Here is a 15,637-nt window from a genome sequence, read left to right as displayed (position 1 = left end):
TTGATTTTCAACCATATAAGAACTAGAACGAAAATGCATAATCCAAGAACTGTGAAGAGGGTTTTAACTTTAATCTTCCAATGTTTCATGATTTGATTCCTTTTTCTTCATAATGGTGGATACAATGAGTAGAGAAGAACCGATTCCCAGTAATCCATAAAGTAGTATCGGATTTAAGGTCGATACGCCAGTATTGGGAAGCTTAGGAATTTTCTCGTTTTTAATGACAAGTTTAATTTCATGGTCTAGTTCATTTCCAATAAGTTTAAGTGTACGCTCAGTATTATCAAGACGATAACCTTTGGGTGATTGCGTTTCTTTTAAAATATAAGTGCCTGTAGGTATTAAAAAACGAGCCAATCCTTGCTCGTCTGTTGTTCTTTGGCTAATCGGTTGATTAACTTCATCAAACAAGGTGAACTCTGCACCACTTAATGATTGATTGTTCTTACTATCTACTTTATGAACAATCACTTCAACTAATGAAAAGGTTTGATTCTTATCATTGATATCTTTGTGTTCTGCAATGAGTTCATCACCAAGATAGATTTCTTCAAAGACTACGTAATCACTCTTGGAAAGTGTTGATAAATCAAGTTCAAATTTCATTTCAAGCGTTCCTGATTTTGACTTGGGTGTAAAGTCTAATTCAGAAGATATTTCTTTGTTATCTACTAAAAGAGGGAGTCCTGTCTGTTTATCCATTACCCAACCTTTGACGCGATATGTTTGACCAATAGTTAATTGCTTATAGTACACTACATCTATCAATGATAGATGATTAGGATTCGAAGGGTCTAGTTTCTTAAGACTAACTTGTGTATCAATTGAAGGAATATTAACGGTTTGATCTTGGTTAGTAATATCAGTGTGTGTAGCAACTTGACGTGTTCCATGATACAAATCTTCAAAGACGACCAATTCTTTACCAAGAAGGGTTGAACCATCGAAGGTAAAAGTAATGTCGATGGAACCATCTGGACATTCAGGTATAAAGGATATGTCACTTTCTGCAACAATATCTTGAGTATCTGTTGTTAGTAGTGTTCCTTTCAGTGTGTATTCTTTGCCAACAATCAAATTCTTATATGTGACCCTATCAATGACTGTCATTGATTCTGAGACTTGGGATTCTTTATTTCCTGATTCATAAAAGGCTTGTGTTTTAATTTCAGGTTCTAGCTCATTTAATACAACGACACTTTGAAGTTCATTGGTTTCTTGAACTGTAAATTCTAAAGGTTCAGCTAGTAGGTAGCCAGATGGCGCAGAAACTTCCTTTATAATGTAGCTTTCTCCAATTTCAAGACCTTTAAAGAGTATTGGTTCATCACCTGAAATCCATTCTTGAATGAGTTTTCCTGACACTTTGTGGATAAGTTGTAAGGTTGCGCCAGAAACAGGTTGTCCTGTATTTTCAGAAAGTTTGATGACTTCAATTTGAGTAGGTTGGTTACCAATCGTTTGAGTTGTGGTATATCCAATCACTGGTAAATCGACATACTCTGTGCTTTGGTCAACTGTAAACTCAATAGGAGCTGATTTCAGATAACCTTTAGGTGCTTGTAATTCAACAAGTCTATACGTTCCTACTTTGAGGAATCCACGTGTTAATGCCATACCATTTGAATCTGTCACAAGTTGTGTTTGTGTAACTACTTGATTGGTATCATCTAGGTAATCAAATGAAACGACATTGTTATTTGTATCATGAATTTCAAAAATTGCACCCGATAATGGAGTACCTGTTTCTATATCTGTTTTAAAGATTTGAAGTTTTATTTCGATAGATTTGTTGGGAATGTATTTAACAAGAGTTACTCCATTTTCTAGAATTGAAATAGGATAGATTGTTTTATCAATCCAAAATTCAAACGGTGTTGATTTTTCTTGGATAAAATATTGACCATAACGTAAGTCATTGGTGAAAGCAAAACCATTTTCATCGGTCGTAATTTCCTCTATGAGATTACCATTGATGTCTTTAACTGTGAACACTGCTCCTTGAATTGGTGTTTGTTGATCCTGTTCAACTTTCACAATCTGAATCTTACCTTTTATGACTTGATCCTGAACACCAAGATTCTCAATAACTATCTTGGTATTTTGATCTTGATAGTTAAGGTTGACAGTGTAGACATTTTCATTAACCAAGTAACCTACTGTAGCTTTGGTTTCTTTAATATAATAAGGTCCAAGAGGAAGGGTTCGAGATTCAGCAAGACCATTTACATCTGTCGTTAATATTGCAACAATCTTTGTTAATGCTTTGTCACTATAAACCGTATATTCAGCATTTTGAAGTAGGTCACCAGTTTCGCTGTCTTTCTTCTCAAGAACAATTCTTCCTTTAGCCACTTCATTGCTTACACTTACTTCTGTTCGTTGTCCTGCTTTAATTTCGACCTTTCGAAAGGTTCTATCTACAATGAGTGGTTCAGGCACAGCTACTTCTCTGTAATAGTAAGTACCAGCATCAAGTTCAATGTTATCGGTGAATCCGTTTGTACCGGTTGTATAGCGAGTAGCATTCCCCATGTCTTCATGAAGTGATAATTCAAATGTTGTGTTTGGGACTGGAGCCTTTGTTTCGGCGTTCACTTTACCGATTTGTAATGTTCCTTTATGTTCCACTTCAACATTTACATAAAATGGAATTGGATCAGGATTACCGCCAACAATCACATCTTGCATGTTTGGATGCGAGTAAAGAAGAGGAGAAGATGAAGCGTTGTTTGGGATATTTCCATACTTCTTAAATTCAATTTTTGTTTTCTCTGGTGATGAAGGATTTGCGGTAAGTGACATTTTGTTTCCTGAAATGGAAACATCAAGTCCGCCGTTACCTGAAACACTTGATTGTGATATTGCTCCATTGGTGTCTGTTAATGTGATTGATTCGCCTGTTTTAAGTTTAACGGTAGTGTTATGGAAACTGGCGCGATCATTATGACTGTTTACCTTGTTCCAAACCGTTTGTTTTTCAGATTGGTAATCAAAACCTTCAAATCCCCATGATCCATTAATATCAAGATCGTTTCGGATGGAGGCGATGTACTCCCACAAGACATTTTGGGTTACCACATAGTCCTTGCCAGTTTTGGTTGTGTTGTCGTAACCATGATAGATGATGCGGGAAAAGATTTCGCGCTCATCATGGGTGAAATCAGAAACGGTATACCCGTCACCATCACCTCGTTGTATTTCAGGTTCGATACAGAAGGCAATAACTCCATTCACGTAGATGATGTTTGAGTTATGACCTGACTTTCGTTGCACAGCCCAACCACGGCTGTTGACTGCTTCATAGTATCCAGTGGATATGATCCCCGATGGTTGCGTGGTTATATGAATGCTATTAGCTAATACTGGTGTAGCTTGTATTAAAGTTGTGATAGATAACAACAGTGTCATTATAAATGTTGTAAGTTTTCTATTTAGTTTTTTCATAATGTTTCCTTTCGTGACTTAGTGGATATAAAAAGAAGTCCTGCAATTTGGACTTCCACGAATTTGATTAGTGATCACCATATTTCCTTTCTTGAAATAAAAAATACTCGAAGAGTTTCTTTATATAGTAGTTATTTAGAACTAGACTTCATGTAGGCAAAAAAGAACGCAGTTCAATTGTTGTAAAACATATTGACTCTTGTGAAAATATTAAATATAAAATTTTGAGTTAATCATTAATCTCAGCCATTAATTAGTACTTACGATGCTTGCGCAATTTATTAATTCTTTATTCAACAGATATTAATAATTGAATAGATAGTTTATAATTATCCTAACTGTATTACATTGATCTAAAAGAAACATAGATATAATTGGAGGGTATAATGTCAAAAATAAATGAGATTCAAAAAGCTATTTTAGAACTAGATGGAGGCTCCTATCAAAAACTGCTAGATATGTATCTATTTGAGAGATATTCTTATGATAATATACAACCAAGAGGAATGCAGTTAGGAACCAATAAACCCGTAAAGGGAATTCCAGATTCTTTTGTAGCGCATAGTGATGGTGAGTACTCATTAATAATGTATGGGACTGTACAAGCACAATCATTTAAGAAAATGAAAGAAGATATTTTAAAATGTTTAGATGTTAAACAAACAGGGATTTCAATTGAGTATATTAAAGAAATAATTTGTTGTTTCACGTCTACCAATTTATCGCCAGGTGAACACAAAGAATTAATATCATTGTTCACAGTTGTTAAATTGATAGGAATTGGGGAATTAGCCACAGATTTATGTTTAAAATATCAATATATTGCTAAAACTATGCTTGGAATTGCATTAGATACCGATCAAATACTCCCCGTTTCTGAATTCATCAGACGGCATTATGAATCACCAATATCTACAGAATTAAGTAGAGAATTAATTGGTAGAGATAAAGATTTGGACTTTATTTTAAGTCAACTTAATACTAATGATGTTGTATTGATTAAAGGACAATCTGGAATTGGAAAAACAAATTTCGCTCTAAGAATTGTAGAGATGTTTGCTGAGAAAAATAATTATATATTGAAATGCATTCTTAGCAATGGCCTATCAATATATGAGGATATCTCTGTCCATTTTAAAGATACAAATGATACCATTATTTTAATAGATGATGCAAATGCTTTGATGCACCTTCCCCATATTATTCGATTGACAACTGATTCTGCAAGAAAATCAAAAACAAAAATAGTGCTTACGGTTAGGGATTATGCCTCGGTAATCGTAGAAAATGAAATAGGAAAATTTGCGATTCCATATGTTTATAAATTGAGTGAGTTAGAGAAAGACGATATTAAAAGGATTCTATCCTCGCGATTTCAAATCAACTCTATTGATTTAGTTAATAAGATATTGAATATTGCGGCAGGAAATATCAGGATCGCTATTATGGCTGGAGAAGCGTATAAAAGAAAAGAATACAATAAGATAGATAATGCAATTGATATTTATAAAATGTATTATCTAGATTTTGTTAATAAAATGAACGATATTGATTTGAAAGTTGCAACAATTATTGCATTATATAAAGTGATTCAAATAAAAGAGAATCACATAGGTTATGAACTAGCATCACTATGCGGAATCAGCGAAAATGATTTTAAAGAAGGCTGTTATAAGTTGCATAAACAAGAAATTGTAGATATTTATCAAGACTTAGCAGTTAATTTTTCAAATGAATCTTTGGGTAACTATTTAATGTATTACTCGATTTATGAATCAAAAGAAGTTCCAATTGAAGAAATAATTAGTATTTCGTTTCCGAAACATAAGGAAAGACTAATTTATATGTTTAACACAGTTGCACAATTGTTTCCGACTCAGGAAAATATAAATTATATGTGTAATGTAACTAAAGATATTTGGAATAGTAAATATAAAGATAGCGAGTTACAGGCGGAGTTTATGAAATCATTTCAAGGCTTAATACCTCTCGAAGGACTTCAATATATCAAAAATTCAATTTCTAAACTTTCTAAAGAAAAAATAAATCTTGTTGACTATAATTTTTCAAATGTAAACAATAATGACATTAAATCAGATTTAATTAACATGCTTGGGATTTATAAGCATTCAGGATATCTGAAAGAATCTGCAGAACTTTTGCTACAACATTTAGACTATATCAATGAGGATAATCTAGTTGTTCATGCTTATCAAAGGGAAGATTATGATTCAAAAAGAGAAACTGCTCAAGATATATTTTTATTTATTAAAAATAGCTGGACAATCGATCAAAACTCACATAAAAATGATTATATTAATGAAATTGAGCTCATAGATTTTTTATGGAATTTGTTTGAAGTAAATGAGGATTTAAATGTAGGGACTATTCTGATTTGGCTTTGTGAGATATATTTGCAGTTCAAATTTAGTCACGTTGAATCAGATGGTAATAAAGGTATTATTTTCTCAGAGTTTGGGCTACTTTCTACAAACAATTTATTAAGCCTTAGAAAAAATTGTATTGTCATATTAGGAAATCTATATTCTAATATGAGTTTAAAGTCTCAGGTATTCAAAACACTCTTGAAGTATAAACCAATTCTAAATGAGAGTGGAACAAATAAAGATATAATCATTTCTGATTTTAAAGAATTTAATACTATTATTGATAATGTTATTCTTGGTTTGGAATTTGACGAGTGTGTTATTTACTATCATTATTTTACCGAAGCAAATAGAGTAAATGAAGATACTGATAAATTAAGAAAATTTGAGAAGAATCAGTTATTTATAATATATTTAATACTATCAATGTCATACCATGATGGCTATTTCACCTCTAAGGATATTGGCTACGATGATTTTGAGATTTTCAAAAGAGAAAAAATAAGAGAATTGATTAATCAAAATGACAATAGTGTATTTACAAAAATGATTGCTTTTATGCAAAGTAAGAATAATGCAGAAATCAATTGGGAATTTAGTGGGGGAGTTAGATATTTACTTGAAGAACTTAAACTGAAGAATATTATTTTATCACTAGATTTCTATAAACAAATTCTTTATATAGTAAATGATGGGTATAATAGTAGTTACATTGTGAGTTCTATAGAAAATCAGTTAGGTTTTGAAAAAGCATTAGAATTTTTTGATAACCCATCGATACCCAATAGTCAAATGCTAAAAACCAAATTGATTCTATATAGTCAAAGTCACAAAAAACAAGAAAAATTAATTGAAACATTAGACTACGAACCCAAAGAAATAAAGTACATTGTTTCCATCAATGAACTCTTTGAAATTTGTCATGATAACACAAAAATCATACAAGAATATGTAGACAAGTTAGATAGTTTAAGCAAGAAAAATCCAAACTTTATTAAGGAATTTTTAAGACCGCTACAAGTGGAGGGCGATGAACTTGATAGATTTTTTGTAGAAATTAATAGTGGTCACGATAATAAGAAATTTCAAAGAATTTTTCTTTTTGCTATCATTCATGATGGTAATTTTGATTATAAAAATAGGATTCTATCATTTATTCTAGAAAAAGATGATGAATTTTTAGGTGAATATGTTGATTTAGCACTAAAAAATAATATATCTGATATGTTTGGAAAACTTAGTGTAATTTGGAGCATGCAAAATTATATCAAACTTGCAGATTGTATTTTCGAAAGAATTAGTGCAGCTGATAAAAAGGAAAAAATATTTTTATCTTTTGGAAAGTATAATTCATTTTTGATTGATAGTGATAGCTGTAATAGTTGGATACTATCATATATAGATACTAACAACAATCAAATTAATTTGATGCGGTTATTGTTTAATCTGTTAAGTTCTCTAAATTCAGATAGAAGAAAACTATTTATACTAAAGTATTTATCGCTTAATAAAGATTTCAATCATTTTAATCAAATCTATTTATTACCTATGTCAAAAAGCTGGTCAGGTAGCGAAGTACCAATTATCGAGGAAGAAATTGATTTCATAAAATTTATTAGAGATTCGTTAGATGGTATCGATTATATTGAACATAGAGTTTACTTAGAAGGTATTATTGATAGTAAGAATAAATATCTGAAAAAGGTTTTATATGAAGAATATCTTGAGCACTTATAGGTGTTAATAATGATATATTATACAAGGTATACAGCCACTATTTCATTAATACGAAATGAATCTTAAAGTTGAGTTGATGTCAAAATGATGTCAAAAACTTTGAGAACCAAGAGACAAGGGAGATATATGAGAAAAAAAGCGTCGAAATATCCTTCAAAATGGTAGATTGAGATTGGTGACACGTTTTAAGTCGTAGAGTGGGAGTAGGAAATTTATGTAAAATTCGAAAGTCCGCTATTTAAGCGGACTTTTTGTGTGTCTTTTTTGAAAATATTGAAAAATACGGTTTAGCGATGTCAAAAGGATGTCAAAAAGTAATTTAGTGAATCGAGATCTAAGGAAAATGAGAATTTCCAATTTAGAGAAAGTAATTCAAATTGTTGCTATACTATGAGAATCTCCAGTTTAGCTGAATTTGAGAATGATGGGATTCACAGTAAAACGCTCTATACCATTCAGATCTGTCAGGATCTGTATTGAGATGTTTAGCGAACTCATATTCCTTTGAGTGAACTGGTGACTTAAAATTATTCAAATCAACGTAGCTAAGATGCGATGCATATTTATTTTTTTAAAGATAATTGACATCCGAATGTTTAAAAGATGGATTTGAACCTCATTCTTAACATGTATAAGTAGGGCGGGTCATCATGATTACTAAAAAGACTATGAGTTTCATCTTTAACAACTTGATGCCTCTGTGCGATGTATTGTACGTATTCATGAATATTGAAGAGTTCTTCAAGTAATGATACCTCGATGCGAGTAATAAGCTCGGAGCAAGAACCGATGGTTTGGAATTCATGAGGGTAAAGATTAAGCCCTGGATCAGTCATTTTAGGAAACTTCACAGTAAGTTTTTTAATAAGGTAGCTTTGCTTTTTAGTCACTAGTTTGTAATCAAGAATGTATATTTTACTGTCTGCATCTCGTTTTTCTCGGTTCATTGTTGTTAAAGATCTGTCCATAGTCATAATTCTAGAACTATGTTAAAATGATGTAAGTAAAGTAAATATTGTACGGAGGGAAAAATGTTTACAGATAAAGAAAAGGTAATGATGTTTGATGAGATATCAAGGAATTACTTCGAACGGAATTTTGGTTCCATGACAAAAGCTAATTTCGAACTTTTACTTTTTAAATTCTATTATGAAAAATTAGTTGAAAGTTCAATAGAACCAGATGGAAAAAATTTTTTTAAGTTTTCTGATTACGAAATTAGTAAGGTTTTGGGCATTACGCAAAGTCGAGTAAGAAATCTTAAAGAGCGTAAAGAACTAGTATATCCAACTGATTACGATTGGATTAGTGATTTCACGAATCTTATGCATAACGTTAGGTATGATGATAATTCTTACATGGCCATCGTTAATATACCAGATCCCAATCTATTTATTGAAATTAGAAACTACATTGAAAATATTGGGGGGTACGTTGATTTTCGATTAAACAAGAACATCCTTAAAATTAGGGTAGAATATCTTTTAGAAATCGTTTATTTAATGCACGAAGATATGCAGGATGCGATAATAGAAGAGATAGAAAAAAGCTTTTCAATTCATGATATTAGGATTGATAAAGATTTAAACTTTGTCGAAATGGTTTCTCCGCTTGTAAAACATGGCGTAGAAATCGTCGCCCTACTGGCAAATATCGCTACAATAGTAGGTTAAATAACTACATAGTCACTTCAGATGCATTTTCGATTGATTTTCATTACTAAAAACATCAAATGTATTTTTGAATAAAATCGACAATTTTTTATTCATCTTTCAAATTTGCGAAGGTAGAGCACTTATCAGCCATTACAAGAATTACAAGAGCCCATTAATAAAACGTAGTTATGTGGAGTTTATCTAAGCCTAAAACCAATAGATAGAATGAAGAGGAAGATGAAGCAACTTAGTGAATTTGGTTGTCGTTTGTTCAGTATCCCAGGCACTTTACTATTTCCTTTTCGCAACGGACCATTCTTATTGGATTAATAGCGTGATGTTCAATTACAAAAGTTTACACCTCGGGATAGTTGTTAATTCCTATTACTTTATTCGTAAATAGCGTTATGAAAAATAGATTAAGAGTTTAATCACTCAAAGTAAAAAAATGTGTAGATTATTTTTACATATTTTCGTTCTAAGTATTTGACTGGAAACGAGAGGCTGTAAAAAAAGTAAAATGTGGGAATGGTATCATTTTGTATGAAATATACTTCAATGCACTGTATGATGGTAATTTTAGATTGTCTCTAGTATTAAAAGTAAAATGTAAACTGAGAGTAGAAGCTGGCCAGCAAGATTTCAGAACAATCTTCGAAATTGATTTATCCGCATAGGTAATAACAGCTGATCCAAAAAGTGTTCCAATATTGTAATTAGAACTTCAATTTCAAATTTTACAATTCACCACGATTTCGACGTGTAAGGACAGTTATAAGCAAAATATAACAGTGCGTATTTGAGATGGATGCTACGCCACCAGAGTACGTAGATGGATTTACTCATGATTATGTTATAGACTCAGTTTGTCTAAATAGAACAAAAATCGATCCGGTCAAGAGTTTAACTTTATGAATATTGTGTATTCAATCGATTATATAGAGAATACTTACTCGCTAGTAAATTGAAGTGTTGCAGTGTTTCATATTATTTTTTATGTGGACTTCCGATAAATCATTAAGGGCTGCCATACTTATTTTTAGATAGAATGATTGAACAATACATTCCAATTTGTAAATATTTCATGTATTAGCGCGTTGACGATTAGATACATTACGAGTACATTTTATTATAAATAACGATTAATAGGAGATCTGTTGATGAGAGAAAATGATAGTAGTTTTATAGAACGAGATAAAGTTGAAGAGATTCTGGAAAGAAATGAAAAAATTTTTAACATACCCAACTCTTCTTCGGACTACAGTGGAATATCTTCGCAAGAGTTTAGAAGATTGTACTTTGGTCCTCATATCGAATCAATTAATGTTATAACAGGAAAGAATGGTACAGGAAAAACGACTGCTCTTAAAGCTATCTCTAAAAGCATATATGTTAAGAATATCGATAATACAGGGTACACACTTTCGATGACAGAGGATCGAGTTAATTTCATAAATAATTCGTCTAATTTTTCAGAAGCAAGTATATCAGATGAATTGCCATCACAGTATACAAAAAATCTACTAGCAAACATACTAAAACTATTTGAAATAGAGAGTGATAATTTACAGATTTCAGAGTATTTGAATCCATTGATATTAGGAAAAAAACAGCAACAAGTATATGATTGGATGAAGTCGAAAAGAATGAAAAACATATATTCGTTGATCTCATATTTCCCCTATCTTATTGAAATTGATGAGTTTAGTAGAGCAAAAAGAAGCAATAAATTTGAGGACAGAGGGTCTTCTAATTTCAATCAATATTTTGGCGTCCAATCTGGAAAATATAAAATATTTGATGACTTATGGCGAATTATTTTCGAACAAATGCCAATGAAGGATACCTCAGAGTCTATTTTTGACAATGAACAATATTTTAAGGTGATGTGCCTCATATATGAAGTTCTTGACATATATAGAGAGGATTACTACAATTTTTTTAAGTTACATGGCGAAAAAATGAGTAATAAAAATGATAATATAAATAAGTTTAACGATATTTTACAAAAAATCAAGAAATTCTTACGAGCACGGCAGTATTATTTAAATCCTAGTTACAGTAGTAAAAAAGTTAATAATTTTGATAGTATTATGTCAATTGATATGAACTTTGATGATCGCTTAGAATTCAAAATCTATTTGAGTGAATATTCTTTTAGTGATTATTTATCGAAAGTTGACACTGATGATGTTAGCATTAGAGATTTGCTTTGGTATGATGTTAATCAAGAAGTAAGTAAGGGTTCAATCGGAGAAGTGAAAGCTATTCAATTTTACTTGAGGCTATTTTCCCAAATTCATCTACAAAGAAAATACAATCATCAATTGAAAAAAGTAACGATACTAATTGATGAACCAGACAATAACTTTCATCCAGAATGGTCTAGAAAATTCATATACTCATTGATTTATAGCTTAAATACCATCGGATCGCAACTAGATTTAATGTTTAATGTTTTTGTTACAACGCATTCCCCTTTTATAATCTCTGATTTACCACATGCATATGTCTTTAGGTTGGGCAATAAAAAACAAGAAGAAAATTCTAATGAGTATTCATTTGCAGCTAACATTCATTCACTTTTAAAATCAAATTTCTATTTGGAAAATACAATTGGATATTATGCCGAGTATGTGATTAAAGTGTACGGGTTAGTATCAGCTGTAAGTAGTTTTGAATATTCGCTAGATAACGGTGACAAAGGAATTGCAGAATTTATGAGAAAAATTGACGGAGACATGTGGGAGTCCTTAAATGTGAAAGACTCAAAAATGTACACTCAAAATTTAAGGAATGTATTATTTCCGGTGATAGGAGACGAGATTACACGGTTACTACTAAATGGTGTGTCAAAATGATTAAAATACCATATTATGATGCCGATGTAGTATCTGCATATGATGCAAATGTACGAATACTCCTTACGGAGCACAAAAGGAAACTAAAGTCAGGAATTGAATATAAAACGATACTGGAAAAGTATGATGAACTTCATAAGAAGTTGGTGGAAAAGTTTAAGTTAGATGAAAGTATAGAACCATCGGTATTTACTTATACTCCAGAATCGATGGATAAAATTGAAAGATTTTTATCTACTTATGATGTGAAAAATAAAAATACTAAGCTTGATTGCGAAATATATAACATCTGTGTGTATATTTCAAGTAATAGCGAAGGATTGTATAATGGACTAAAAACGAAATTCAATAAAACAGCAACGAAAACTCTAATACAAGAATGTATAAACAAATCCGATATATATCCAATGTTTTCAATTCTACAAGGACAATTTACAGTCTATGATTTTATCTTATATAATATCAAAACTCGTGTATGCCCTTATTGTAATCGAAACTATACTTTTGCGTATATTTCGGGATCATCTTCTAAAAGAATTGCCTTTGATATTAATCTTGATCATGTATATCCTCAAGGGAATGTTACTGAAAATATTTTAGCGATTTTTTGTATATCAATTTATAATCTTGCCCCTGTTTGTCCAACATGTAATTTTAGAAAGAGTGATAATGCCTTCGGACATTTCAACCCATTCATGGATAGAATTGATGTTGATGTATCCTTTTCATCATCGCGATACTCAAGTTTTGATAGCACTTCTTTTGATGTTATTGCAAAAACTGGAACTAATCATCAAAGAGATAGCCAAATTATAGACATATTGGATTTAAATAGGATTTACAGCGGACATTCTCGTGAGTTCTTAGACCTTTTAGAAAGGTATAGAATATTTGGAACAGCAGATAGAATTAGAGAAATTTCAAACTTAACAACGGTGTCAGTAGATACATTATTAGCACTTATTTATGGAAATAGTGACTATGAAAATGAGAGTTTAGGATATATCAAGAAATTAATTATTGATAAATTGAAAGGAGATTTACAGTGAAAATAAGTTATGTTAAAGAATACTTCGAAGCAATTAAGAAAGAGTATCCATTTTACTTTAATAAATTTAATTCAAATGTAGATGTTGAAGTTTCCGAGGATGATGGGCCAGGTTTCAAAATGTTCTTTTTGAGATCAAACGACCTGACACTCAAAAATGAGATAGAGGAGAAAATATTTGTTTGTGTATTCGACACAAACACAGAAATAGATGAAGATTTTGACATAACGAGTAATGTAATGGAATGGATAAAGAAAAAAACAAAAACATTATCAGTTAATGATCAAACAGTGAATTTTATTATATTTACAAGAGATTATGAATCATATAAAACTATCAATTTATTGCTTGCAAAAAGCACATCAAGAAAACGAACACAAATTAAGCTAGTATACTATCCATTACCAGAATCGAAAGCCGACGAATCAAATTATGTTCGACTAAAAGTTATGAATTCGTATAATCGAATTGAAATTTTCAATAACTACACAGACAATGGAATCGTGGGTGGTTTCGTCTATAATGTTTCATTATTTTCGTTGTTTTCACTATATAAAGAATATGGTCAAAAACTTTTTGAAAAAAACGTAAGAGCAGGACTCAAGAATGAAAATAAAGCAATTACCAGGACATTGGACGATGATGAGGATATTAAAAACTTTTGGTTCTACAACAATGGTGTAACACTAACTGTTTCTAATCATCTTATTTTCTCTAACGACGAAATACTTCTTTCAAAGCCAAGGGTTTTAAATGGTGCACAAACGATTCATACTATTTTTCAAAAGGAATTGATGAACGAACACCATGGTTTAAAGGAGAATGCTCATTATTTGGAAGAAGCTTCTGTCCTTGTTCGAATAATTGAATTAGATACTAGTACTGATTCAACGTCTTTGTCAGAGAGAAAAATAACTAACTACTTAAATAATCAATCTCCAATTAGAGCACAGGACCAAGTATCAAATAGTGAGTTAATGATTTATGTAATTAGTGAAATGAATAGATATTTAGACGATTCGTTGGAGATATACGCTGTTCGTGAGGCAGATGAAGAGAACATTAGGACAACAATGATGTCGTTGAGATATAGTACAATTGTTCGTCTCTACATGGCAGGAATTTCCAACTCTCCTGGAAAATATAAAAGACAAGATTTCAACAAATCTTTCATCGATTTTTCGGAACAGTGGATTGATAGTGATTATTATGTAAATGAAATTAGTGACGATGAAAAAAAAGATCCATTAACATTTGTTCTTATTTCAAATCCTGAATATAAAAAACAAGAAGAATTAAAACTCAGCATTCTTCATTCCTCTATTTGTTTTTTTCTATATAGCTCTTTAGAGGATATTTTAGGAGTCGACCACATTAGTCAAACAGACTATTCTCGTGGTGAATTTTATTATGTAATTTTTATTGCACATTACTTGCAATTTGAGATGTTGCAAAAATATAACTCTATAGAAAAAGCAATTACAAAGATAGCGGACCTTACTCGTGATGAAATTTATGAAGCATTTAATTTTGTTCATGATAAAATTCTAAAGTCCTTTACCTATAGGTCAATTGGAGAAACTAACTTGTATCATGAAGATTTACTGTCGTCTGAATTGATAGCGATTATCTTTTTGAAATGGTCCGAAATGGATTTTGATGATAATCAAATTGCAAGTTACTACAAAAACATATTCAATTCTAATGTGATTACTAAGAAAAATGTTGGCTTTATCGTTGATGATATTATGAAAACTAAAGAGTTGAAAATTGATGAAAACGACAAAAATGTGCTTACAGATTTTAACCGAATTGTAAATGATGTGAATAGAAACTTAGACCTGTATTACGATGAGAAACAAGGGAAGATATTTATTATTTCGTTGACAGTCCAATTGACTTCAGGCAGTACGTCTAGAAAAATAGATAGCAGTGCTGATGATATGAACTTAATTATTGAACGAATAAACAAAGAAGTAGATTTTTCAACTATAGACGTCAAGTTAATTGATTTTATCTATATTTACAATACTGAGATCTCTGATGTAGTAAAAAGATTCAAAAAACTTGAAGAAAAATCAATTCAAGATGATTTGATAAGTAAAGTTCTTTTTGAAAGAAAGTTCATCGGACTGAGCTTAAAAGGTGGTTCGATAGAGGAGATTACTGAAAAGATTGGTGTGTTATTGTTACAATAAGGTGAGTTAACTAAATAATAGCTATTAAACAGTAATTATACATGGTCTTAATATGATTCTTAAGTACAAAAACAACCGCACCACCAAGGTGCGGCTGTTTTTGTATAATTAAAGGGAACTGCTCGATTAAAAGGAACTCCCATATAAACTATTTGCAATTAAGTAAAAAAAGACCAAATCAATATTCTATTGAGTATACCATATCCGAAGCGACAAGTTGGTTGCAAACTGAATATTTCATATCCAACTTTTTCAAGGTATAAAACCAATCATTATTAGAAAATAAAATTAATAATTCGA

At 31.0% G+C, this 15,637-nt stretch carries 6 protein-coding genes; 5 read left to right on the top strand and 1 reads right to left on the bottom strand.

Features of this window, described 5'->3' with window-relative positions; all coding sequences use genetic code 11:
- Positions 1-69: 69 nt before the first annotated feature.
- Positions 70-3,450 (bottom strand): SpaA isopeptide-forming pilin-related protein, encoded by a 3,381-nt coding sequence (locus tag G7061_RS08335; protein WP_166120485.1) that lies wholly within the window; start codon positions 3,448-3,450, stop codon positions 70-72.
- Positions 3,451-3,836: 386 nt separating this feature from the next.
- On the opposite strand from G7061_RS08335, the gene G7061_RS08330 reads away from it, so the two are divergent.
- From G7061_RS08330 to G7061_RS08310, 5 genes are all read left to right on the top strand, one after another.
- Positions 3,837-7,574 (top strand): hypothetical protein, encoded by a 3,738-nt coding sequence (locus tag G7061_RS08330; protein ID WP_166120482.1) that lies wholly within the window; start codon positions 3,837-3,839, stop codon positions 7,572-7,574.
- A 1,031-nt stretch (positions 7,575-8,605) separates the two neighbouring features.
- On the top strand, positions 8,606-9,247 hold the full coding sequence (locus G7061_RS08325) for a hypothetical protein (RefSeq protein ID WP_166120478.1): 642 nt from the start codon (positions 8,606-8,608) through the stop codon (positions 9,245-9,247).
- Between the two features lie 1,142 nt (positions 9,248-10,389).
- Entirely contained in the window at positions 10,390-12,090 is a 1,701-nt protein-coding gene (locus G7061_RS08320; RefSeq protein ID WP_166120471.1) for an AAA family ATPase, read from the top strand.
- Positions 12,087-13,139 (top strand): hypothetical protein, encoded by a 1,053-nt coding sequence (locus G7061_RS08315; protein WP_166120468.1) that lies wholly within the window; start codon positions 12,087-12,089, stop codon positions 13,137-13,139. The genes G7061_RS08320 and G7061_RS08315 overlap by 4 nt, the downstream gene beginning before the upstream one ends.
- Positions 13,136-15,337 carry an AIPR family protein gene (locus G7061_RS08310; RefSeq protein WP_166120465.1) on the top strand — a complete coding sequence of 734 codons (2,202 nt, stop codon included), beginning with the start codon at positions 13,136-13,138 and terminating at the stop codon, positions 15,335-15,337. Before G7061_RS08315 ends, G7061_RS08310 begins: the two co-directional genes overlap by 4 nt.
- Positions 15,338-15,637 lie beyond the last annotated feature (300 nt).

The organism is Erysipelothrix sp. HDW6B (genome assembly GCF_011301115.1).
Lineage (GTDB): Bacteria > Bacillota_I > Bacilli_A > Erysipelotrichales > Erysipelotrichaceae > Erysipelothrix > Erysipelothrix anatis.
Note: the sequence above shows the minus strand (reverse complement) of the source record. Positions and strands in the feature narration are given on the sequence as shown.

What these genes read in the sequence shown, in the direction of transcription:
- G7061_RS08335 (WP_166120485.1), bottom strand. Translation starts at nt 3,450, where the DNA reads ATGAAAAAACTAAATAGAAAACTTACAACATTTATAATGACACTGTTG.
- G7061_RS08330 (WP_166120482.1), top strand. Translation starts at nt 3,837, where the DNA reads ATGTCAAAAATAAATGAGATTCAAAAAGCTATTTTAGAACTAGATGGA.
- G7061_RS08325 (WP_166120478.1), top strand. Translation starts at nt 8,606, where the DNA reads ATGTTTACAGATAAAGAAAAGGTAATGATGTTTGATGAGATATCAAGG.
- G7061_RS08320 (WP_166120471.1), top strand. Translation starts at nt 10,390, where the DNA reads ATGAGAGAAAATGATAGTAGTTTTATAGAACGAGATAAAGTTGAAGAG.
- G7061_RS08315 (WP_166120468.1), top strand. Translation starts at nt 12,087, where the DNA reads ATGATTAAAATACCATATTATGATGCCGATGTAGTATCTGCATATGAT.